The 24,371-nt window shown below is 45.3% G+C and carries 20 protein-coding genes and 1 tRNA gene; 11 read left to right on the top strand and 10 right to left on the bottom strand.

Annotated elements, in window-relative coordinates; all coding sequences use genetic code 11:
• The gene (trpA, locus tag FTU40_RS12315; RefSeq protein WP_180041034.1) at positions 1 to 801 is read right to left on the bottom strand and encodes a tryptophan synthase subunit alpha; all 801 of its coding nucleotides are present in this window, start codon (positions 799 to 801) and stop codon (positions 1 to 3) included.
• Between the two features lie 365 nt (positions 802 to 1,166).
• On the opposite strand from trpA, the gene FTU40_RS12310 reads away from it, so the two are divergent.
• Positions 1,167 to 2,501: a Na+/H+ antiporter NhaC family protein gene (locus FTU40_RS12310; RefSeq protein WP_005098063.1), complete on the top strand. Its 1,335-nt coding sequence runs from the start codon at positions 1,167 to 1,169 to the stop codon at positions 2,499 to 2,501.
• Between the two features lie 48 nt (positions 2,502 to 2,549).
• On the opposite strand, the gene FTU40_RS12305 is transcribed toward FTU40_RS12310, so the two are convergent.
• On the bottom strand, positions 2,550 to 3,587 hold the full coding sequence (locus FTU40_RS12305; protein WP_180041032.1) for an AraC family transcriptional regulator: 1,038 nt from the start codon (positions 3,585 to 3,587) through the stop codon (positions 2,550 to 2,552).
• 142 nt (positions 3,588 to 3,729) lie between these two features.
• On the opposite strand from FTU40_RS12305, the gene FTU40_RS12300 reads away from it, so the two are divergent.
• Complete coding sequence (locus FTU40_RS12300) at positions 3,730 to 4,608, top strand: metal-dependent hydrolase (RefSeq protein WP_180041030.1); 879 nt, start codon at positions 3,730 to 3,732, stop codon at positions 4,606 to 4,608.
• Between the two features lie 61 nt (positions 4,609 to 4,669).
• On the opposite strand, the gene FTU40_RS12295 is transcribed toward FTU40_RS12300, so the two are convergent.
• Positions 4,670 to 5,662 (bottom strand): DUF2804 domain-containing protein, encoded by a 993-nt coding sequence (locus FTU40_RS12295; RefSeq protein WP_005168593.1) that lies wholly within the window; start codon positions 5,660 to 5,662, stop codon positions 4,670 to 4,672.
• A gap of 136 nt (positions 5,663 to 5,798) precedes the next feature.
• Entirely contained in the window at positions 5,799 to 6,308 is a 510-nt protein-coding gene (locus tag FTU40_RS12290; protein ID WP_005098068.1) for a DUF1543 domain-containing protein, read from the bottom strand.
• Positions 6,309 to 6,794: 486 nt separating this feature from the next.
• On the opposite strand from FTU40_RS12290, the gene FTU40_RS12285 reads away from it, so the two are divergent.
• On the top strand, positions 6,795 to 9,026 hold the full coding sequence (locus FTU40_RS12285; RefSeq protein WP_159138812.1) for an NADP-dependent isocitrate dehydrogenase: 2,232 nt from the start codon (positions 6,795 to 6,797) through the stop codon (positions 9,024 to 9,026).
• A 257-nt stretch (positions 9,027 to 9,283) separates the two neighbouring features.
• Here the strand turns inward: FTU40_RS12285 and FTU40_RS12280 are convergent.
• Positions 9,284 to 9,370: transfer RNA gene (locus FTU40_RS12280), tRNA-Leu, on the bottom strand.
• Between the two features lie 167 nt (positions 9,371 to 9,537).
• Here FTU40_RS12280 and queA point away from each other — a divergent pair.
• From queA to secF, 8 genes are all read left to right on the top strand, one after another.
• Positions 9,538 to 10,572 (top strand): tRNA preQ1(34) S-adenosylmethionine ribosyltransferase-isomerase QueA, encoded by a 1,035-nt coding sequence (gene queA, locus FTU40_RS12275; protein ID WP_180041027.1) that lies wholly within the window; start codon positions 9,538 to 9,540, stop codon positions 10,570 to 10,572.
• Between the two features lie 15 nt (positions 10,573 to 10,587).
• Positions 10,588 to 11,616, top strand: a complete 1,029-nt coding sequence (locus FTU40_RS12270; RefSeq protein WP_005098073.1) for a hypothetical protein — start codon at positions 10,588 to 10,590, stop codon at positions 11,614 to 11,616.
• A 57-nt stretch (positions 11,617 to 11,673) separates the two neighbouring features.
• Positions 11,674 to 12,243: a LemA family protein gene (locus FTU40_RS12265; protein ID WP_005098074.1), complete on the top strand. Its 570-nt coding sequence runs from the start codon at positions 11,674 to 11,676 to the stop codon at positions 12,241 to 12,243.
• A gap of 111 nt (positions 12,244 to 12,354) precedes the next feature.
• A complete protein-coding gene (locus FTU40_RS12260; RefSeq protein ID WP_180041025.1) occupies positions 12,355 to 13,206 on the top strand; it encodes a DUF4303 domain-containing protein in 852 nt (283 codons plus the stop codon).
• 119 nt (positions 13,207 to 13,325) lie between these two features.
• Positions 13,326 to 14,456, top strand: coding sequence for a tRNA guanosine(34) transglycosylase Tgt (tgt, locus tag FTU40_RS12255; protein WP_005098076.1), 1,131 nt, complete (start codon positions 13,326 to 13,328; stop codon positions 14,454 to 14,456).
• 101 nt (positions 14,457 to 14,557) lie between these two features.
• Positions 14,558 to 14,887, top strand: a complete 330-nt coding sequence (gene yajC / locus FTU40_RS12250) for a preprotein translocase subunit YajC (protein ID WP_005098077.1) — start codon at positions 14,558 to 14,560, stop codon at positions 14,885 to 14,887.
• Positions 14,888 to 14,938: 51 nt separating this feature from the next.
• Entirely contained in the window at positions 14,939 to 16,837 is a 1,899-nt protein-coding gene (secD, locus tag FTU40_RS12245) for a protein translocase subunit SecD (RefSeq protein ID WP_005168609.1), read from the top strand.
• 8 nt (positions 16,838 to 16,845) lie between these two features.
• Positions 16,846 to 17,820, top strand: coding sequence for a protein translocase subunit SecF (gene secF / locus FTU40_RS12240; RefSeq protein WP_171255744.1), 975 nt, complete (start codon positions 16,846 to 16,848; stop codon positions 17,818 to 17,820).
• Between the two features lie 47 nt (positions 17,821 to 17,867).
• Here secF and FTU40_RS12235 read toward each other — a convergent pair whose 3' ends face one another.
• From FTU40_RS12235 to cysM, 5 genes are all read right to left on the bottom strand, one after another.
• The gene (locus FTU40_RS12235; RefSeq protein WP_180041023.1) at positions 17,868 to 18,521 is read right to left on the bottom strand and encodes a hypothetical protein; all 654 of its coding nucleotides are present in this window, start codon (positions 18,519 to 18,521) and stop codon (positions 17,868 to 17,870) included.
• A 100-nt stretch (positions 18,522 to 18,621) separates the two neighbouring features.
• Positions 18,622 to 20,931 (bottom strand): bifunctional (p)ppGpp synthetase/guanosine-3',5'-bis(diphosphate) 3'-pyrophosphohydrolase, encoded by a 2,310-nt coding sequence (locus tag FTU40_RS12230; protein WP_005098082.1) that lies wholly within the window; start codon positions 20,929 to 20,931, stop codon positions 18,622 to 18,624.
• 44 nt (positions 20,932 to 20,975) lie between these two features.
• Entirely contained in the window at positions 20,976 to 22,352 is a 1,377-nt protein-coding gene (gene rlmD / locus FTU40_RS12225) for a 23S rRNA (uracil(1939)-C(5))-methyltransferase RlmD (RefSeq protein WP_005098083.1), read from the bottom strand.
• Between the two features lie 6 nt (positions 22,353 to 22,358).
• Entirely contained in the window at positions 22,359 to 23,177 is an 819-nt protein-coding gene (locus FTU40_RS12220; RefSeq protein WP_005098085.1) for a 3'-5' exonuclease, read from the bottom strand.
• Between the two features lie 18 nt (positions 23,178 to 23,195).
• Positions 23,196 to 24,125: a cysteine synthase CysM gene (gene cysM, locus FTU40_RS12215; RefSeq protein ID WP_005168623.1), complete on the bottom strand. Its 930-nt coding sequence runs from the start codon at positions 24,123 to 24,125 to the stop codon at positions 23,196 to 23,198.
• Positions 24,126 to 24,371: the final 246 nt, after the last annotated feature.

Raw genomic sequence — 24,371 nt, 5'->3', positions numbered from 1 at the left:
CTATAACTCATCGAGCGCTGCTCGAAGCTCCTTGACTTTATTCACCGTTGCAATAACGGCTTGTTCTGGTGCGAGCGTTGCAAACTGCTTTACAAACGCACTACCCACAATAACTGCATCGGCAGCAACACCCATCGCTTTCGCAGATGCAGCATCACTGATACCGAAACCTACGCCTACAGGAACATCAGTCACAGCTTTAATCTTTTGAATGCGTGCAGCAGCTTCAGAAACATCTAAAGTTGCTGCACCAGTCACGCCTTTCAGTGACACATAGTAAATAAAGCCGCTGGCCTGTTTTGCTACATGTTGAATACGTGCATCGGTTGAAGTTGGTGCCAGCAGGAAAATCTGATCCATGTCATATTTTTCCAGTACTTCACCCAGACTTTTTGCTTCTTCTGGCGGTAAGTCCACCAGCAGTACGCCGTCTACTCCACATTCATAGGCATAAGCCACAAACTTTTCATAGCCAATTACTTCAACCGGATTCAGATAACCCATCAGCACCACTGGTGTTTCGCGGTCTTTCAAGCGAAATTCTTTCACCATATGCAGTGCATCCAGTGTATTGGTCCCACCAGCCAGAGCACGTTCAGCAGCTAGCGCAATCACCGGTCCATCTGCCATCGGGTCTGAGAAAGGAAGTCCCAGCTCAATCACGTCGACACCCGCATCCACCATCTCATGCAACAAAGGCACCGTAATTTCTGGATGCGGATCACCAGCCATTACATAAGAAACTAAAGCTTTACGCTGTTGAGATTTAAGTTGTGCAAATCGGGCGGCTAAACGTGACATAGGGTGATATTTTCCTTAACGTGTTTCAAACTTGAGGCATTGACTATGTAGAAATACAAGACATCGCATTGTAACGCTATTTTTTGTCCAATGAACAGTCTGCGATACCGACCTCGAGTACTTCATTTCCTGTGCGAAGATTTCAAAACAATTCGGAAGGGTCTATTTACGATTATTTTGATTTTTTTCACAATGATCAAAGATGCCTAATTTTGCTATTACCTAAAATCTTGAATATTTAGATAAACTTATTTTTATCATATAAAAATTAATAAAAATGCAGATGTTAGCGCATTCATTTAAAGTTTTCTGAAATTGCAAAACCTGCTTTATACTAGTCCTATTCTCTTACTTTTTTATCTCCTATGCAGACTGATTCTGAGGCTACAGTGCAGGCACGCGCCATTGCACTGCTGCCGCTTATTGTATTTTTAACCCTGTTTTTGGGTAGCGGGATCTATCATTCCCTGATTGGAACCGAATTCGCGTTCTATCAGGTGAAAGCACCTGTTGCTGCCCTGCCTGCGATTATTTTGGCTGCATTGGTGTATCGCGGCAAACTCAATCAGGGCATTGAAGCCTTTCTAAAAGGGGCCAGTCATCCGAACTTAATTTTGATGTTTATGGTGTTTATGCTGGCCGGTGCCTTTGCCAGTGTCAGCAGTGCGATTGGCAGTGTGGATGCCACGGTACAACTGGGCCTGTCGATTATTCCGCCTGAATTTATCTTGCCGATGCTGTTTATCATCTCGGCATTTATTGCCACGGCGATGGGCACCTCCATGGGCACCATTGCAGCTTGTGCCCCGATTGCCTTTGGTTTTACCCAGGTCACCGATATTAATGTGATCTACGCCATTGGTGCAGTCGTAGGCGGTGCCATGTTCGGTGACAACCTTTCCATGATTTCAGATACCACCATTGCAGCCACCACCAGCCAGCGGGTGCAATTACGTGACAAGTTTAAAGTCAATGTCTGGATTGCTGTACCGGCCTCTATCAGCACCATTGTGATTTATATTTTAAGTACAGGCAGCTCCAGCCCCGTAGAATATAAAGATTTTAACTGGTTACTGGTCTTACCTTATATTGCGGTCTTTGTTTTGGCTTTTAGTCGCCTGCATGTCCTCGCAGTACTGACCATTGGTGTTTTGCTTTCGGGTCTGTTCGGCCTGTTTGCAACACCTGAATTTAACCTGCTCAAGCTGAATACTTCGATTTATGATGGCTTTGTCGGCATGTTTGAAGTGGCATTACTGTCCATGTTCCTGGGTGGCCTGTCAGCGATCATGCAACGTGAAGGTGGTTTACGCTGGCTAATCGAGCGCATTTATAGCCTGACCCGCCTGTTTAAAGTTGGGCAGCAAAGGGCCGGCGAAATCGGGATCAGCTTTCTGGTGGTATTTTCAAATATCTTTGTGGCCAATAATACCGTCGCAATTATTCTGTCGGGTGATATGGCACGTGAAGTCGCCAAAGAATACGGCGTGGATCCCAAGCGTTCTGCAGCACTGATGGATATTTTCTCCTGCGTGGTACAAGGTCTGATTCCTTATGGCGCACAGTTGCTCCTCGCCTGCTCGATTGCAAAAATCTCACCGGTTGAACTGATTGGCGGCTTGTACTATTGCTGGATTCTGGCCATCTTCGCAATTGCTGCGATTGCGTTGAGATTCCCCAACCTTAAAGCAACCGCTTAATCTCTGTATCATCCTCACATCAAAAAGCGATCTGATTGGGTCGCTTTTTTATTGCTGTGCATGCTTTAACTGTTTCTTGCGCTGGAACAAAGTCTGTCCGGTGGCTGCTTTATAGGCGCGGGCCAAGGCCGACTGGTCGGAATAATCCAGCGCTTCAGCAATCTCGCTCAGACTAAGCCCCTGCTGTAACAAAATCTCACAGCGTTTGATGCGCTGCTGTTGCAGCAGTTTTTTAAATGAAGTTTGATATATGCTGAATAAGCGTTGCAAGCTTCGGGTCGACATCCACAACTGCTGGGCAAGCTGCTCAATTTTGATCGCCTGTTGCCTGGTTCGCAACTGTTCGGCAATGATTTGCTGTGCTTGCTGCAAGGTATTTTCAACAGGTGCTTTTGCTGCAATCGCCTGTTCCGCCTGAAGAGTCAGCAACTGCAATAATATGGGGTCAGCATGCTCAGACCCATGAGCTAACCCCTGTACATCCAGTTCCAGAGCATAATAATCTTGAGAAAACTGAACCTCACAGGCAAAGAATTTTTGATAATGCATTTGTGCCATTTCAGCTGCATGAGCCAGTCGTACACAACGCAATAAAAGTGGCTGCTCTTGCAAAATAACCCGTCCCAGTTGCACCATTGCTGCCATGGTGAGCTCATTTAACAAATTATATTTTTCATCTAAATAGCCCCAATAGAGTTCCATACTGTGTTCATGCTGCTTCAACTGTAAAGGCACGAATTCACTGCCATCAATCACCAGCCGCTGAAAGCGCATGCTATAGCCGATCATTTCCGCGACACTACTGCTACGTGAAACCATATAACCCAGTACACCAAAATGCTCAGGACGAATGACCTGCACGATTTCAAAAATCAGCTGCGGACAGTTCAGATGTTGCCGAGTAGTTAAAATAATATGATTCAACAATTCCAAAGGTACTTGTGTATCAAAAGGCTGATCGATGAGGGTCACAAGCGAGTCATGCACATCTTGCAGAAAGTCGGCAGTTAAGGGTTCAATCCCCACATCACGCAAATAAGTCGCCCAGAGCTGAAGATAACCATTGGATATTTTTATGTCTTGCATGTGCGATTCTCGCTGGCAGCTCTAATCTGACCAGTTTTATTTTCATTTGGCATAAAATGTATAAAAATTGGCAAGCTCTGTCAAAACAATGGCGAGATTCGCCGACATACTGTCAGCATCGTCACAAAAAAGAATCTACAAGATGAACGCCATATTAAAATCCGCCCTACAGCCTGTGGTTCGCACCCAACTTGATTTTAAACTGGATGAAATTCCACGTTACTGGTTCGGCGGCGATCCCTTTATGACACGCATGTTCGATGCCCTGAGCCTGACCTTTCCAGACGGCGAGCGCTATTTTATTCAGAGTGTCCGCCTGTTCCGCGATCAGATCCAGGACCCAGAGCTGCAACAACGTGTCGCGGATTTTATCCGCCAGGAAGCCCAGCACGGCATCGCGCATGACAAAATGAATCAGTTGATGCGCGAGCAAGGCATGCCTGTAGACCAATTTATTGAACGTTTAAATAAAATTTTCAATTATGATCTGAAGCACCGCTCACCCCAGTTTAATATTGCCATTACCGCTGCGGCAGAGCACTTAACGGCGCTTATGGCAGAAACTTTTTATGGACAAAAACAGACCCTGAAAGATGCCCATCCTTTTGTACGGGCATTATTGGCCTGGCATGCCATTGAGGAAATGGAACACCGCGATGTAGCTTTTGATGTGATGAAAAATGTGGCTAAAACCCCAGAATTTACCCGTCGAGCCACCTTAGTCAGCACGACCATTTTAATGTTTAGTTTTACCGTCTATCGTGCCAATGTCATGCTGAAACATGATGGCTTTAGTCCCTTGCAACGCTTGCAGATGAATATCAAGAGCTTACCCTGGTTTTTTGGTCCAAAAGGCACATTGACCCGAATGGGCAAACAGTATCGAGACTGGTTTAAAAAAGACTTTCATCCGAGTCAGCACCCAGTGATTGCCCAATACGAGGTCTGGATCAACACCCTAAATGAAACCGGCGATCCGATTCAAGCCGGTGAAGCCTTCTGGCAGGCCGCGAAAGACTAAACGTGAGCATCGCTTAAATCAAAAAGCCTTCAAAATTGAAGGCTTTTTGATTTAAGCTGATTTACCATTTGGCATAATGCTGCTCAAGCAAGGCATATTCATTCAGTAAAATAATTTCCTGATCATCCTGCTGAATGGTGCCACAGACTTTGGCCTGCCACTGGCTAAACTGGCTGCCGACCAGACGCAAATTCAGATTTTCATAACGTCGCCAGCCTGTGCTTACAGTCAGATTTAGCTTTTCATCTAGCGATTGAATCGTCCATTGAGTTTCGGATTCCTGCTGAAAGAGCACATCAGCCAATGGATAAATTTTTCCGTTGATCCATAAACAGTTTTCATTACCAAAGCTTTCGTTAACACCGGATGCTAAATTAATTCCAATCCGCTGATTGGTCGCATCCCAAAAGTTACACGACAACCAAAACCAGGCAGTTTCTGGACGTAAAAAGCCACAGGTGTCATCCAGCAAGGCAAAAGTTCGTTCGTTAAATTGAATCTTTTGTTTTTGTTTATTTAAAAAATAGCCTTCGCAACCTAAGGTCGTGAGCTTTTGCGTATAAGTCCAACCGTTGATACCAGTTGGGCTACACATACTTAAAGGATCGGTTCCTGCACAAAAGATTCGTGCACTGAGCTGAATTTCGCCGTATTTACTGACATTGATATAGCGCACACCGTTGGCATGCTGAATATCGACCTGAAAAGGCGATTTATGAAAATAACTGTGATTGAATAATGGTTGTTCATCCAGCACAGTATGGCGAGACAGGAAATTAATCGCATTCCATTCCAGAACATCATTGGTCATATGGTTGTAGACATAGACAAAACTGTGCCCTGCCCATGCAATATCGGCAATCGCCAGCCCAATGGTATAATGTTCGTGCTGAATACTACAAAATTTGAATTTCTTATATTTTAGATGCTTACGCCAGCCTGACAACACCTGACCATAAGGGTTCTTGTATTGATATGCCTGATAGTCAATACTTTTTGGAAGTTCCTTGAAACGTCCATAGTGCGGTTGTCCATTTGCCTGAATTAAATCCATTTAAGATGTTCCATCTCAGTCAAAAGCTGTTTTTCCTTTCCGGTATTATGCAGATTATTGAACTTTGATAAAGATTTTTTTTAAGTCACTCGTCGAATCCTGACCCTCAGCCACGCTATAGCCCTATGCTTCAGTTTTAAATCGTGAGATAGGTATTTTCCCAGCGATTCGCACTAAAATGTCCCTCCACCAGCTGTACATATCGGCCATACACCTGATCAATCGCAATGCAATCATCGACATCCAGCACCCGGTCAGTATGCTGTTTTTGCCAGTGCTTGGCGAAATAAGCTTTACCGCGCTGTTTTGCCACCATGGCATTCTGTGCCACCACCAGCACATAACGGTGCAGCTCACCAAATTCACGTGCATCATAACCCCCTAAATTAATCAGCCAAAGCTTTTCGGCAGCCTGATTCGGGGCAGCATCGCTAAATTGAACGTGATAATTTTTGCCCTCGAACTCCAGTCCATTAATTTGCGCCCAAGCATCAATATGCAGCCCTTTTTGCTCGGCAAACCAGGCATTTTTCAGTTGAGGATAGGTTTCTTCCAGAGTTTCGCCTACTGCCAGTACCACATCATGAACTTCTGTATTGGCACGGGCATGACGGCCACCAAGCATCACAATAAATAAACTGGGCATCCGATTTCCTTATTTCGCTGCAATTTTAAGAATGATTTGATCAATGCTTAGAAGTATATCGCAAAGTAATTCCATGATATTGAGATGATGATTCGTCAAGGCAAATTGCCTCAATTGACCCGAAGAAACTGCCCCGAAATAGCATCTGATCACTCAACATTCATTTGTATTTCGGGATCATCACGATCCCACCCAATGCTCAAAAACTCATCTTCAGTGAATACAATCTGGTAGCATAAAATTTCTTTCCAGCACCATAATGATTTCTAAGCGCAGAAAATTATTTTTTTGTACAAAATACAAACACAGCTAAACCATACAAATCTGTACAAATTTTCGCCCAAATTTCAATCTAAAAGCATATTTCGTTGACTGAAATGCGCTGAAAGACGATACTCTCAATGTTTTTATTTAAGCAAATCGGTTCAATGAGGCTGGACCAAAAGTTCGGCCCTCAGAAACTCAATCCAACGCAAGGGGCTATATATGGCTGGTGGAAAGTCAACTATCATTTACACACTGACCGACGAGGCGCCATTACTGGCGACTTATTCTCTGCTGCCGATCATTGAGACCTTTACTAAGCCAGCTGGCGTTGAGATCGTCAAAAGTGACATCTCTGTAGCTGTGCGCGTGCTCTCTGAATTTACAGATTACCTAAGCGAAGAGCAAAAGGTGCCTGACACTCTAGCTGAGCTAGGTCGTCTTACACAAGATCCAGACACGAACATTATCAAACTCCCAAATATCAGTGCTTCTGTTGGCCAGCTAACAGCGTGTATCAAGGAACTCCAGTCTAAAGGCTATGCCCTTCCTGACTATCCTGAAAACCCGGCCACTGAAGAAGAAAAAGCAATCAAGGCACGTTATAGCAAATGTCTTGGTTCAGCAGTAAACCCGGTACTACGTGAAGGTAACTCAGACCGTCGTGCACCTGCTGCCGTTAAAAACTATGTGAAAAAACACCCACACTCTATGAGCGAGTGGAAACAGTGGTCTCAAACTCACGTTTCACACATGGACGAAGGCGACTTCTACCATGGCGAAAAGTCGATGACTTTAGACCGTGCACGTAATGTGAAAATGGAATTGATCACCAAGTCTGGTAAAACCATCGTTCTTAAGCCAAAAGTTGCGCTTCAAGATGGCGAAATCATCGATTCAATGTTCATGAGCAAAAAAGCGCTTTGCGATTTCTATGAAAAAGAATTAGATGATTGTAAAGAAGCCGGCATCTTGTTCTCACTTCACGTGAAAGCAACCATGATGAAAGTTTCACACCCGATCGTATTCGGTCACTGTGTGAGAATTTACTACAAAGACGCATTTGAAAAACACGGCAAGTTATTTGATGAGCTTGGCGTGAACGTAAACAACGGTATGGCTGGTCTTTATGAAAAGATCGAAACTCTACCAACCTCTGTACGTGAAGAAATCATTGCAGATCTACATGCTTGCCAAGAACATCGTCCAGCACTTGCGATGGTTGATTCTGCCAAAGGCATCACGAACTTCCATTCACCAAACGACGTGATTGTAGATGCTTCTATGCCTGCAATGATCCGTGGTGGTGGTAAAATGTGGGGCGCTGATGGCAAACCTTATGACTGTAAAGCCGTTATGCCTGAATCAACATTCGCACGTATTTACCAGGAAATGATCAACTTCTGTAAGTGGAATGGCAATTTTGATCCACGTACAATGGGTACCGTACCGAACGTTGGTTTGATGGCGCAAAAAGCGGAAGAATACGGTTCACACGACAAAACTTTCGAGATCTCTGAAGCGGGTATTGCCAACATCGTTGATCTTGAAACTGGCGAAGTGTTGATGTCACAAAACGTGGAAGAAGGCGATATCTGGCGTATGTGTCAGGTGAAAGACGCACCGATCCGCGACTGGGTGAAACTTGCAGTAACGCGTGCACGTAACTCTGGCATGCCGGCAATCTTCTGGCTTGACCCGTACCGTCCACACGAAAATGAACTGATCAAGAAAGTTGAAAAATACCTGAAAGATCACGACACTGCCGGTCTTGATATCCAGATCATGTCACAAGTACGTGCAATGCGTTATACGCTTGAACGTGTTGCGCGCGGTCTAGATACCATTTCTGTAACAGGTAACATCTTACGTGACTACCTGACTGACTTGTTCCCGATCATGGAATTGGGTACATCTGCGAAAATGTTGTCAATCGTGCCGTTAATGGCGGGTGGCGGCATGTATGAAACAGGTGCAGGCGGTTCTGCGCCTAAACACGTACAGCAGTTAGTTGAAGAAAACCACTTACGCTGGGATTCACTCGGTGAATTCATGGCGCTTGCAGTTTCTCTAGAAGAAATGGGTATTAAAGAAGGCAATGACAACATCAAGTTACTTGCTAAAACTTTAGACCGTGCAACTGGCAAATTGCTAGATAACGACAAGTCACCTTCTCGTCGTACTGGCGAACTCGACAACCGTGGTAGCCATTTCTACCTGGCGAAGTTCTGGGCTGAAGAACTTGCTGCTCAAGACGAAAATGCTGAATTGAAAGCGAAATTTGCACCACTTGCAAAAACTTTAGCTGAAAATGAAGAGAAAATCGTTACTGAGCTTGCTGAAGTTCAAGGTAAATCAGTAGACATCGGTGGTTACTACGCTGTTGATCAAGAGAAAGTAAATGCAGTGATGCGTCCAAGTGCTACTTTGAATGCAGCACTTGCTACGATCTAAGCTTTTGCAAAACTGACTTGATCAGTAATGTAAAATAAAAAAACCGGCGTCTAGGCGCCGGTTTTTTATGTCTGATTGATGTATCAAAGTTATTCAATTAATCTATTTTTCGCTATAGATATAAATCATCATCTTACTGACAAAACCACTCAAATTCAGTCAAAAACCATTTTAAGAAATGATGAAAATAAATACTTTTAAATATACAGACAATAAAAAACCCCAAGACTGAATGTGCTTGGGGTTTTCTAGAATTTTGGTCCCGAGGGTCGGACTCGAACCGACACGTCATCTCTGACAGCGGATTTTGAGTCCGCCGCGTCTACCAATTTCACCACCTCGGGAGTGGATGAAAGGTATAATACGCGATTTCTCGGCACTGTCAACGCAGAATATTTACATTTGTTTATTTTTAAAACAAATGGCATTTTTTCGTTTTAAAATCGAGCAATTCCCGCTATAAAAAAGAAAAAAGTTTATACTAGCCGCAGTTTTTTTAGCGTAAATCATCATGCAACTTTCTGATTTTAATTTTGATCTCCCCGATGAGCTGATTGCTCGCTATCCTCTGGAAACACGCAGTGCCTCTCGCCTGCTGCACCTCGACGCACACGGTCAATATCACGACCATCAATTTACCGACATTCTGGACTTGCTTGAAGACGGCGACTTACTGGTATTGAACGACACCAAAGTCATGAAAGCACGTCTAAAAGGCAAACGTGCCTCAGGCGGTGCCATAGAAGTACTGGTTGAACGCATGATGGATCAGTTCATTGCACATTGTCATATCAAGGCCAGCAACTCACCGAAAGCCGGTGCAGAACTGTTTATTGGCCCAGATGCAGTAAAAGTGACCGTGCAAGGTCGTCATGAAAACCTGTTTATTGTGGAATTTTCACAGCCGATTTTAGATGTCTTAGACAAATATGGCGCCCTCCCTATTCCGCCCTATTTCAACCGTGAAGCAGAAGAAATTGATACCGAACGTTATCAAACTGTGTTTAATGATCCAACCAAGCTAGCCAGTGTCGCAGCACCTACGGCTTCTCTGCATTTCGATGAAGACTTATTGAAAAAGTTAGCAGCCAAAGGGATTCAGACCACCTTTGTCACACTACATGTTGGCGCAGGTACATTCTTACCAGTCCGCACTACCGATATTGAAAATCACATCATGCACAGCGAATGGTGCCAGGTGTCCGATGAGTCGATGGAACTCATCAAAACAACTAAAGCGCGTGGCAATAAAGTCATTGCCGTTGGTACAACGGCTACCCGTGCCACAGAAAGTGCGGCGCAGGCCAATAGCGGTGAGCTGAAAGGCTGGACCGGTGATACCCAGATTTTCATTTATCCGGGTTATCAGTTCAAAGTGGTCAATCGTCTGATTACCAATTTCCATTTACCGGAATCTACCCTGTTAATGCTGGTTTCTGCCCTATCCAATCGTGACAACATTCTGAATGCCTACAAGCATGCAGTAGACAGCCAATATCGTTTCTTCAGTTATGGCGATGCCATGCTGATTGATCAGGCACAATAGCGAGAATAGCTGCCCATGCCGATCGAGTCTGTACAACAGTCCATTCATATTCGCCGCAAGAAAAATGCAGTGGTGTTTCAGAATATTGCCCGGCTGTGGGATTTGGGCCGTCAAGCCAAGAGTCATCAAGACCTGCTGGACGGATTGCATCCCTGGAATGGCCCGATAACGCTAAAATTTGAAAATAATCTGCCATTGGCGCTGGCTGGTATTGGTTTGTTGCTCATCGTCAGCATTTTTATTGCACCGGAAAATATCTGGATTCAAAGTGGCGTTTTTCTGGGCGGTCTGCTGCTGTTCTGGGCCTATCTTTGCTATGAGCAACAACAACCATTAGATGAAGTTATTGGCTTTCTGGAAGATGCAGCACTGGCCAAAAAATATCAGCTTGCCTTTCAGCAACAGCCACAGCATATTTCAATTCCTTTAAATCCCCTGCATTTTATTGGACATTTAAAACGTTTATTCCCCTTATTCAATCAAGGTTCTTTGAGTAATGAGATTACACGTTATGCCAGTACGATATGGGAAGATGAAAACGGCCAGCAACATCAGGTGCTGCTGTTTCAATATCACTATATTGATGAAGTACAGGTTCGCAACAAGCAAGGGCAGCCGGTCAAATTAATGCAGGTTCACAAAGACCTGTGGGGCGTATTTGTCTTTGATATCCAGATTCAGGGACTGGCGGTCACGACTTCTCGACGTAAATTTTATTATCCTTATAGCCATCCCTGGCATAGTAGCGATATTCGTACCAATCAACGCTTAAGCTTTTATGGCAGTGATCCGATGCAAACCGCCAAATTACTCAGTCCGGGTTTTGTACTGCGTCTGGCCGATTTTTTTGCACAGCGTCAGGGGGATTTACTGTTTCATCCAGAAAATCGGATGCTCTGCTATCTGGGGCCTCATGACCTATTTCAGGTGTCGAGCAAGCATCGTCATATCAATGATATTTCGACATTGCGCGGCCATCTCAGAACGTTTAAATTAAGACAACTCGAACAGTTACAACATGATCTTGTGCAGTTTTTAAAATAACTGCTTTTTTTTAAATCAATATTTTCAGAATATAAATATGAATTGGGGAGATCTCGCATGGGATTTTTGGTTTTATGTTTGATCATTATTGCGCTGATTGTGCTGATCATTATGATCCGCAACAGTATTGTCCGTCATCACAACGCGACGATTCGCGCCTGGTCGGATGTTGCCAGTTATGAACGGCAGAAACTGAAAATTCTGGATGGGCTGCAGCCGCTGGTCGAGCAATATTCTTCTTTTGAAAAAGGCACACTGGAAAAAGTCACCGAACTGCGTCAGAACATCATGAATTTAAATATCAACGATGCCGACATTTCTCAGTTACAGCGCATTGAAAGCCTGAACAAACAACTCATGCATAGCCTCAATGTAGTGGTTGAAAACTATCCCGAGCTAAAAGCCAATGACATTTATCTGAAAATGATGGCTGAAATTGAAGAACAGAATGAAAATGTCGGTGCGGCAATTACCATTTATAATCGCAATGTGGAACTGTTCAATAACCAGATCCAGATTTTCCCACACAATGTGATTAATAATATGCTGTTAGGAAAAAAAGCAGTTCGCCCTTTTCGCGATCAGAGCGCAACCCAGAGTTTTGACTATCGTCCAAATTTTCACTGAGCAACTATCTCATCTGATCGACTTTCTCATCCTGGCGTACTCAACTTATAATAAAATGACCCAGGATGAAGCTACACCTTTATAAAACCAATAAAATAAAGAATAAAAATTATGCTGAATTATGTAGAGTGCTTAGAGCAGACGCTGGTCGAGGAATTTTATCAGCTTTATGACCATTATCAGGACGATGGAATCTATGCCTGTAGTCTGGTCTTTGACGAATTTTTACTGCTGGATGATCTGGCCATTTCGACTGAATGCAGTATTTTTAAAGATCCGGAAGATCAGCGGCAATATCTGGCTGAACAAGATCGCTGGAATGTCCCAAAATGGCGTTATCGGGCACAAGCTGCGCCCGACTCTGGACTGATCCCGTTCAAAACTTTGCTGGCCGATTATTTTAAAACCCAGCATAGTTTTGGTCATCCGCTATTGGGACAGCAACAGCTCCACACAACACATCTGGACTTATTACTGCACACGTTTAAACAGACCAAATACCGCCTCTCCGAAGCCTATGGTCTGGATCTGGGCAATATACTTTTTTTCCTGAGCCTGCCAAACCAAGTCGAATTTGAGCGCCGATCTACACTGGAACTCAACCCAGAAAGCGCCTTATTGCAAAACTTTTTAGTCTCCCGACATGCCCAGCCTTTTTCTGAAATCAGCAAGCGATTAAAACTCTCGCAAAATGACAAGGACATTCTGATTGATCTGGAACAAATGCTGGTGATGGAGCCTTATGATTATCTGCAAGTGGCGCACGATGCCTATTTGCTGACCTTGGAATCCTACTTTATCGACAGCAATATCTATATCCAGAAACTGATCCAGCATATCGCTGCCATGGCCTCTGAGCCGGATGGCAGCTGTGCTCTTAGCCGGGAAGATATCCAGCAGCGCTTGCAACAGTTTTCTGCAAATTCGACTATTTCACCTGATCTTGCATTTATTCAACGATAAATAAAATTACAGAGCGAATGCTCTACAATGCTGGCGTTTAGCGTAAGAATCAAGGAAAATAGCGCCCTTTAGCTATGAACTAGCAGCGAACTGTTTTTTCGCCTGGATGTGGAACTCCTATGAAGTTTGAAAAATTAGGTCAGTCGGGTCGCGCCCGTCGTGGTCGTTTAACGCTTGAACATGGTGTGGTTGAAACCCCGATGTTTATGCCTGTCGGCACTTACGGTACGGTGAAAGGCCTGTTGCCGCGTGATATTAAAGAGATCAAGTCTCAAGTCATTTTGGGCAATACCTTCCATTTGTATTTACGTCCAGGACTCGATGTGATTCGTGAACATGGTGGCCTGCACGAATTTATGAAGTGGAATAATCCCATTTTGACCGATTCCGGCGGCTTCCAGGTGTTCAGTCTGGGCGCAATGCGTAAAATTAAAGAAGAAGGGGTCACCTTCCGCTCACCCATCGATGGTTCAAAAGTATTTTTATCGCCTGAAATTTCAATGGACATTCAGCACACGCTGAACTCTGACATTGTGATGATTTTTGATGAATGTACGCCCTACCCTGCGACGCATGAAGAAGCGCAAAAATCCTTGCAACTGTCTTTGCGCTGGGCGAAGCGCTGTAAAACCCAACATCATGAGGTTCTGAAAAACCGTAATGCACTGTTTGGGATTATTCAGGGTGGCATGTATGAAGACTTACGTGAAGAATCGTTAAAAGGCCTGCTGGATATTGACTTTGATGGTTACGCGATTGGCGGTCTGTCCGTTGGCGAGCCTAAAGAGGAAATGATCAAGGTACTGGATTATCTTCCAGAACAAATGCCGGCAGATAAACCGCGCTATTTGATGGGTGTCGGCAAACCTGAAGATATTGTGGAAGCGGTGCGCCGTGGTGTCGATATGTTTGACTGCGTGATGCCAACCCGAAATGCACGTAATGGTCATTATTTTGTCACAGATGGTCTGGTACGGATCCGTAATGCGAAATATCGTCACGATCAAAGCCCGCTTGACCCACATTGCGATTGCTATACCTGTACCAACTTCACTCGTGCTTATTTATTCCACCTCGAAAAATGTGGGGAAATGCTCGGTTCGATGCTCGGTACCATTCATAACTTGCGTTATTACCTGCGCTTGACTGAATCCATGCGTGATGCCTTGGACAACGGTACATTTGATGCGTTTGTGCAGGACTTTTATGCCCGTCGTGGCCTGGAAGTACCCCCTTGCCCGCAAGATTAATCCATCAGCATTTGCGCTGAGGAAAAAGACAATGTAAATTGCAAGAATATGTCAATTTATTATCAAGTTGATCACCAGTTTTTTTATTTTAGGAAAATGTAATGAGCCTTTTTATTTCGACTGCTCACGCTGCAGGTGAAGCTGCACAACAACCCAGCATGATGGCGAACCTTTTGATGATTGCGGTTTTTATTGCAATCTTCTATTTTTTGATCTGGCGCCCTCAATCTAAACGTGCCAAAGAACATCGTGCTTTGGTTGAAAGCCTTGGTGTTGGCAGTGAAGTCGTTTTTGCAGGCGGATTAATGGGCAAAATCACCAAGATTGAAGGTGACTTCGCAGTGGTTGAATTGAACCGTGGCGTAGAAGTTAAAGTTCAGCGTGCGAGTGTGATTTCAGTCCTTCCTGAAGGCACTTTAAATAACCTTTAATCAAAAATAGTCGTGCCCTTGCACGACTTTTTCATTTTAAGAAGAAAATAAATGCGTTACCCAGCATGGAAATATGTACTGATTCTAGTTGTACTAGTCATCAGTACCTTATATGCCCTGCCAAGTTTGTATCCAGATGAACCTGCTGTACAGATTTCGGGTGCCAAAGCCGGTACTCAAATTGATGCAAGCATCGTACAAAAAGCAGAGCAAATTTTAACAACTGAAAATATTGCCACCCATGACAATAGCTTTAGCAACAATGCTGCCTTATTACGTGTAGATTCAAGTGAACTGCAACTTAAAGCCAAAGAAGCTTTACGTCGCGGATTAGGTGATGATTACGTGGTTGCATTGAACCTTGCCCCGACCACGCCGGAATGGCTACAAAAAATTGGTGCCAAGCCAATGAAGCTGGGTCTGGATTTACGTGGCGGTGTTCACTTCCTGCTTGAAGTGGACATGGACAAAGCGATTGCGCAGCGCATGGAAACCTCTGCGACAGACCTACGTCGTCAGTTGCGTGATAACAACCTGAAATTTAATAGCCTGAACTTAAGCAGCAACACCATTGTGGTGCAGTTTGCCAGCAACGATGATCGTGCTGCAGCGATGGACTTCTTGCGCCGTAATGGCAATGAGTTTACCCAGCAGGCTGTTGCGACTGATACCGGCTCGACTTTACGTTTGACTTATACTGATGTACGTAAGCAAGAAATCGAGTCTTATGCAGTCAACCAGAACTTGACCACGTTACGTAACCGTATTAACGAATTGGGTGTGGCAGAAGCACTGGTGCAAACCCAGGGCAGCAACCGTATTGTGGTTGAATTGCCGGGTGTACAGGATACTGCAGAAGCAAAACGTGTCTTGGGTCGTACTGCGAACCTCGAGTTTCGTCTGGTTTCTGACCTGAATGATCAATATATTGATCCATATACCGGTCAGGCGACTGGCACATTGCCACCAGGTACAGAAGTATTCGCTTATGAATCCCTGGACAGTGGTCGTCAGCTGCTTTTGAACCGCAACCGGATCTTGACTGGTGAACGTGTTCAGAATGCATCTTCTGGCTTTAGTCAGGACACCGGCGGTGCTGAAGTCAACATTACGCTAGACAGCGCAGGCGGCAAACTGATGTCGGATGCGACCCGTAATGCGGTTGGCAAACGTATGGCTGTACTGTTCATCGAGAACAAACAGCGCATTAGCTATGTGGAAGACCCTGCGACCGGTACTCAAACTGAAGTTCGTACCCCATATACTGAATCTGTCGTGATTAATGCTGCAACTATTCAGGCGGTACTCGGCTCTCAGTTCCGTATTACTGGTCTGGATTCTCCGCAGGAAGCTGCTGAACTTGCCTTGATGCTACGTGCAGGTGCTTTGGCTGCGCCAATGTACTTTGTCGAAGAACGTGTGATTGGTCCAAGTCTGGGTCAGGAAAACATCGACAAAGGGGTACTTTCAACGCAAATCGGCTTCATTCTGGTGGCGATCTGGATGGTGGTATTCTTCCGTCTGTTTGGTGTGATTGCCAACTTTGCTCTGGTCTTTAACCTGGCCATGCTTCTTACCGTCATGTCATGGATTGGGGCTTCTCTGACCCTTCCTGGTATTGCCGGTATCGTGATTACCATCGGTATGGCGGTCGATGCCAACGTACTGATCTGTGAACGAATACGGGAAGAGATGAAATGGGGTGCCTCGCCGAAACAGGCGATCGTGGCGGGTTATGATCGAGCCTATAACACCATTTTTGACTCGAACCTCACCACCTTCCTGGTTGCATTCATTCTGTTCGCGATTGGTACAGGTCCGATCAAAGGCTTTGCCGTGACCCTGATGATTGGTATCGTCTGCTCGATGTTTACTGCCATTACAGTAACCCGTGCCGTGGTACAGATCATTTATGGCAAAAAACGTAACTTGAAAAAGTTGAGCATTTAAGGAGATCGATGATGACTGAAAATACTCAACTGAATCAGAAACAGTATGGTCGCCCTGAAGACGAACGCGTCATTCCGTTTATGAAGATTGCTTTGCCTGCGGCATTGTTGTCTATCTTCTTAACGGTTGCGAGTCTGTTCTTTATTGCCACTAAAGGTCTGAACCTGGGTCTGGACTTTACCGGTGGTGTGGCAGCCGAGCTGAACTATACCAATCCGGTCAAACCGGAGGATGTTTCCAAGGCACTGAGCCAGGCTGGCTTCAACGATGCCGTGGTGCAGACTTTAGGTTCAGAACGCGACCTGATGGTACGTATGCCCGTTCAGGAAGACATTGAAGCTGAAGACCTGACCAAAGCGGTCACAGCAGCGGTTCAGCTGCCAAATAATGCGGCAGAGGTACCGAAGCTTGATGTGGTCGGCGGACAGGTGGGTAATGAGCTGTATGTCCGCTCTGGTGGCGCGGTGGCACTGGCACTCTTGCTGATGCTGGTCTATGTCACCATCCGCTTTGAGCTCAAACTGGCGATCGGTGCAGTACTGTCGCTATTCCATGACATCGTGGTGACCCTCGGGATTTTTGCCATGACGCAGTGGCCATTTGACCTGACGGTACTTGCGGCACTCCTTGCGATCATTGGTTTCTCACTGAACGATAATATCGTGGTCTCTGACCGTATCCGTGAGAACTTCCGTAAGATTCGGGGTGCAGAACCGCTTGAAGTGATTAACATTGCCCTGACCGAAACCTTACGCCGTACCATTCATACCTCTATGACGCTATTGCTGGTTGTTGTTGCAATGATGCTCATGGGTGGTGATGGCCTGAAATGGTTCTCGATTGCGATGTTTGTCGGCGTTTTTGTCGGTACCTACTCTTCAATCTATATCGGGACTGGATTTGCACTTTGGCGTGGTTTAAACCGTCAGGACTTTATCGTACAAGTCAAGCCAGAATTTGAAGACGAAAACCAGATTCCCTAATCTGATATTTCATTTTCATCGTTCAGCCCGTCCTAGGATGGGCTGAATTATTTCTGCTGTTTGAATGTTGAAGTAGCCGGCAGAATCGCAATCACTGGATGGATTTTTTCAATATCTGTTTTTTGGAAAATGACTTTCCGATTTTCATCCAGACTTTGAAATTCATAAGTATCTTGAGCTTCCCCCACCCCCTCCAAAATGAGCTGCAAGCCGTTGGCCAGATACACACAGCACATCCCAAAAACTGGCAACTCTTTATCACAAACCAGCCACCAGTCCGGTTTCAGACTGGGAAAATAATAGTGCTCTGCCACCTGAATCGCATAATGCTGTGCTTGCAGATGAAAAATATCCGGATTGAACGAAACCGTAGAATCTATGGGATTGAGTTTAAAGGCCTGCTGCTGTACCACCTGCATCTGAAATAAAGCGACCTGTTCTATAGCTGTAGCAAGTTCAATCTTCGGTTCGACCGTCTGATCCAGAATTAAATGAGCTAAGCCAAGTTGCTGTTCCAGTTCCCTTGCCACCTTCTCTCCGATCTGGCGTTTGCTATTCAGTAACTGCGCGATATAGGCAGCAGACAAGCCAAAATGCTCGCAGATCTCTTTGCCGGTTTTAAATTGCTGGGTGTCAATCAGCTGATCAATCACTTTTGCCAGATGATGTCGTCTTCGTTCAAATATTTCTGTCGCACTCATATCGGTCTGTTGATCTGTTTTTATCCATTTTGTTCAAATACCTTACAATAAAAAAGCCCACAATTGAATTGCAGGCTTTCTTCAGCTTAGAAATAAAGAATTAAGTGCCCTGTACCAGACGGCGGGCGCTGATAATGCCCGGCTGCTGCTCAAGACGAGCCAGCAGCTTGGAAAGTTGCGCCAGGCCTTTAACTTCAATCAACAGCTTCATATTGGCAATACCATCCGCTTCCGAAATAGTATTGACCTGACGGATATTGATCTGATCGGAAAAAATCACTTGCGTCAGATCTTTGAGCAGACCACGTCGATCATAGGCTTCCACCACAATCTGTACGCTCTGGCCACGAGTCGGCTGCATTTCCCAGTCGGCTTCTACCGCACGTTCAGGCTCTTGGGTGATCATGCGCACATAGTCTGGACAAGCCACCTTATGAATGCTTACCCCACGATTCAAGGTGATATAGCCAGCGATCGACTCACCATGCACCGGTTGGCAACATTGCGCGACATGCAGCTCAACGTTATCCAGCCCGTCAATCAGAATACCGTGCGCTGACAGGGTATGACTGGCACGCGGATTCAGCGCTGGCTTCAGCACCAGCTCAGGTTCATCCTGATCCAGATGCATATGACGATTCACCTGATTAATCAAGGCATGCAGGCTGATATCACCATTGACCAGATTCACCAGAATGTCATCACCGGTTTTGACATTAAAATGATTGCAATAATCACTCAAATCGATCGATTTTGGATGAATCGCCAGACGTGACAATTCTTTATTCAGCACTTCACGGCCGACTTCCAGGTTTTTACTGCGGTCCTGTTGACGGAACCAGTGGCGCAACTTGTCGCGCGCACGTGCAGTCTTGATATAACCCAGAGAGTTAACCAGCCAGTCCCGATTCGGCTCACGGTCTTTTTTGGTCAGAATCTCGACCTGTTCCCCGGTTTTCAGGGTATAGGTCAGTGGCACATAGCGCTGATTGACACGCGCGGCATAGCATTTGTTACCAACTTCGGTATGCACATGATAAGCAAAGTCGAGCACAGTTGAATCACGCGGCAACTCTTTGATATCACCATCACGACTAAACACATAAATTTTTTCGAAGCCTTCGAAGTCTTGAATATGTTCGAAGTTTTCGATTTCATCTTCTGCTTCTTTATGTGCACTGGACTCATTGCGTTCCTGATAATGCTCGAGAACTGCGCGTAAAGAATGCAAACGATGATTAAAAGAATGATCGGTGGTTTTCGAGCCTTCTTTATAATTAAAGTGCGAACACACCCCCAGCTCTGCTTCTTCATGCATGCTGTAAGTACGAATCTGCACTTCAAGTGATTTGTTCTCGGCAATTACAGCCGTATGCAGGGAACGATAGCCATTGGCTTTTGGATTGGTGATATAGTCATCAAACTGATGCGGAATATGTCGCCAGATCTGATGTACAATCCCTAAACTATGGTAACACTCCGGTACGCTCTTGACCAATACCCTTAAGGCACGAATATCATAGAGCTGGTCAAAACTCAGGCTCTTGCTTTTCATTTTTCGATAAATCGAATAAATGTGTTTTACGCGTCCGTTAATTTCAGCTTCGATGCCATATTCAGACAATTCATTGCGTAATTTATCAATCACGAATTGAATATATTGCTCTCGTTCTAAACGTTTTTCATTCAGTAAAGAAGCAATTTCTTTATAACGTTCTGGCGCAAGATAACGGAAGGCCAAGTCTTCCAGTTCCCACTTTAACTGGGCGATGCCTAAACGGTGCGCCAGTGGTGAGTAGATCGTCAGAATTTCTCGGGCAACCCGTTCCTGACGCTCACGCGAGGAATTGGTCAGCTCACGCAAGGCATAGGTACGCTCTGCCAACTTCACCAGAACCACACGCACGTCTTCGGTCACTGAAATCAGCATTTTATAAATGCCGGACAGATGTTCACGCTGATTATTATCGAAATGGTCTTCCAGACGTTTATTCTTTTCGATCAGTTCAGACAGTTTACCCATGGCCAGCGTGCCCTTGACCAGGCTATGCACTTGCTCACCAAATTTTTCTAACACTTCAGTCAGTGGCATGACGCCTTCACGCACCGAACGATAGAGCATGGCCGCGGACAGGGTATCTTCATCGACATGCAGATGTGCCAAAATATCCGCCATCTCAATACCGGTATAAAAGGTATTGGAACGATGCTGAACCGTACTTTGCAGCTCTCTTTCTAATGTTAAATGGGCGACTTCTTCGAGCTGCTGTAAAGGTGCCCCATCTAATATGCCACGAACCCGATCCAACCACTCAGTCAGATCGTGGTGTGCTTGTTCGGCATGTTCTACAGTCGTCTCCTGTGACAACTCATTGAGTCGTCCAGGGAGTTGCTCACGTACTGTGACCATACCCTTCTCCTACTTGTAAATACATCATTTCTTCAATCGTTCATTTAATTTTCTTTTTCGAACAATGCAATCGATTCAACATGCCCAGTATGCGTGAACATATCCATCACTCCGGCTTGAGTGAGGCGATAACCCTGTTGTACCAAGAGCCCTGCATCTCTTGCGAGTGTCGCAGGATTACATGACACATAAACGATTCTTTTTGCGCCAAACTGAGGAAGATAATGCATGACTTCTTCTGCGCCAGCACGTGGCGGGTCAATCAATAATGCATCAAAACCTTGATTTGCCCAAGTCTGGTGCGAGAAATCTTTGGTTAAATCTTGTGAATAAAAAGCAACTTGGGCAATACCATTATTTTTGGCATTTTCCGCACCGCGTTGCACCATTTCTTCACTCCCTTCCACTGCAATCACCTGACCAGATGTGCCTACACAGCGTGCCAGTGCTAGAGAAAAATTTCCTAATCCACAAAATAGATCCAGAACCCGCTCACCCTGTTGCAGCTGTAGCAAATTACATGCCAGCGCTACCATTTGCGGATTGATAGTCGAATTCACCTGAGTGAAGTCCACAGGATTAAAACCGAATTTCACATCAAAGTCATCAAGACTATAGTGCAAGCGCGCCGCGGCATCTGGAGCATCAATTCGCGAGAGTGTATCTTTGCCGGCAGGCTGCACATACAGTTGCCAGCCTTTCTGTAACGTAAATTCGCGCAATTGGTTGACATCAGCCACTGATAATTTTGCAGTTTCACGCACCAGTAAGGCAATATCCTGATCCCCCATGGCCAATTCTATATGACCAATGTCAGCCTTGCCATTGAGACTTTGCAGCAATTGTTTAAGGCTTGTAAGCGATCCAAATTCACGATCCAGAATCATGCAGCGATCAATCGAGGTTAATTTATTGCTTTGATTCTCACGAAAACCCACCACCAATGTGTCTTTAGCCGGCAGATAACGCACTCCGATCCGGGCTTTACGGCGATAATCTTCACGCTCGGAACGTAGCGGTGCAAGCCACTGCACAGGCTGGATGCCAGCAAAATGCTGTAAATGCGATTTCAGCACATTCTGTTTTAGTTCAATCTGTGCATCGGCTGCGATATGCTGCATATTACAGCCGCCACAGACCCCAAAATGTGCACAGATCGGCTTGACGCGAATTTCGGAAGCTTCGCTGAGTAATTCAAGACTGTCAGCTTCTTCCAGTTTTTTAACTTCACGGGTAATGCGAGCACGCACGGTTTCACCGGGCAAGGCATAACGGATAAAGACTTTCTTGCCGTGTTTATGCGGTGGATGATCCGGGTGTGAACCATAATGAGCGATGCCACGTCCCTCATGCGAAAGTGACTCAACCTGAAAAATGTACTCGGGTTGCTGGGTAGGACGTGTGTGTGCTCGATGCTTCATGAAAACCTAGGATGTGGGAGTTGGAAAATCAAAACGGGTAAAGTCAGTTCTTTGTGACGTTTCACGCCAAACCGATAAAAAGTCCGCATGCTGCGGTTGGGTATGCAAATATTGAATCGTACTGTGCAGCAAATGCTGATAATCCGGCAATAACAGCTGTCCTTTTAACAACAGCCAGCGGATATAGACCAGCCAGGTATTCAGCACATCGCCTTCACAATAAGAGGTCAGTTCGGTCCATTGCTGATTGCGGACATATTCAGGAACCCGATAGGCCCCGTCACCGCGTTTACCCGGATAACCCAGCAAATGTGCAACATCGTCCAGCTTCTGGAAATGACGCGCATGGAACATGGCCATCACATCCATTAAGTCGACATGACGATGATGGTAACGATTCTGGTAGTTATTATAACGCTTTTGCGTGTCAATTTCGCCCTGATCGAATAGACTCGGTGCAGAGAGTCCATGATACATGGCACGGTATAAAATCACCGGTAAATCAAACTGTGAACCATTCCAGCTGACCAGCGTCGGATGACGCTTATCAAAAATCGATAAGAATTTTCTTAAAATTTCCGCTTCAGAATGCTGTTCCCGGCTAAAAGAAAACAGCTTCATGCCCTGCTCATCGATCCATAAACCGGAAATACAGACAATTTCATGCAAGGGCGGACGCTGAAAATCAGAGCCTGAATCCTGACGGCGCAGTTTGGTCAGGGCCTGATCCAGATCTGCTTCAGGCAGGTCCAGACCAAATAAATGCGCGCCTGATTTGAGATCGGTTTGGGTTTCAATATCGAAAGTTAAAACAGGCAGGCGCATAACACAGTGCTCAAATAATTATTCAGAATCTTGCACAGAGAATAACCCTGTAGACAAGTAACGGTCACCACGGTCACAAATAATACACACAATGACGGCATCCGGATGTTCTTCCGCCAGCTTGATGGAAGCCCACACCGCACCACCAGATGAAGTACCAGCACTGATGCCTTCTTTCTGCGCCAGCTTGCGCATGGTTTTTTCAGCTTCAATTTGTGGAATATCAATAATACGATCCACGCGACTGCGGTCAAAAATAGTCGGCAGATATTCTTCCGGCCAGCGACGGATTCCGGCAATGCTTGAACCATCAGATGGCTGTAAACCCACGATCTGAATCTCCGGATTCATTTCCTTCAGATATTTCGAGACACCCATAATAGTGCCGGTGGTACCCATAGAACTGACAAAGTGGGTAATCTTGCCACCGGTTTGCTGCCAGATTTCAGGACCTGTAGTCAGATAATGTGCCTCGACATTATCCGGATTGCCAAACTGATTCAGTACCAGACCCACGCCATCATTTTGCATTTGAGCGGCCAGATCACGTGCACCTTCCATGCCTTGTTCTTTGGTAACTTCAATCAGCTCGGCACCATAAGCACGCATCGCATCCTTACGTTCCTGACTCATATTGTTCGGCATGATCAGCTTCATTTTATAGCCACGCATCGCTGCGACCATCGCCAATGCAATCCCCGTATTTCCGCTCGTTGCTTCAATCAGGGTATCACCCGGTTTGATCTGTCCACGCTTCTCGGCCTGCATGATCATATTATAGGCCGGACGGTCTTTGACCGATCCTGCCGGATTATTGCCTTCGAGTTTCGCGAGTACTGTAGCTTGAGTGTGACTTGCCAGACGCTGTAAACGCACCAATGGCGTTTTGCCAACATAGTGGTCTAACAAAAATTCATCTGCTTGAAAATCGGGGGTGGTATTACTCATTGTGTGCACCTATATCGAGGTGCGGCTATTGTATGAAAAAATGCTTTTCCCTGCATCCATTTAGCACTGCTTTTTCAGGAAACTCTCTAAAACGGACTCAGTATCCCGCTATAAACTTCATTTTCCTGTGATTTAGCAAGATCAAGCAGCTCAGCTGTGAATATAAAAGCGTTATTTTCAGCCCCGGATTTTCAGACGACTGAAGTCTTCATCGCCCGCTTTTCACTGTATTTCAACAATCATTTA

The sequence above is a fragment of the Acinetobacter sp. YH12100 genome (assembly GCF_013419135.1).
Taxonomy (GTDB): Bacteria; Pseudomonadota; Gammaproteobacteria; order Pseudomonadales; family Moraxellaceae; genus Acinetobacter; species Acinetobacter pseudolwoffii.
This window is presented reverse-complemented; position numbering and strand designations above follow the sequence as displayed.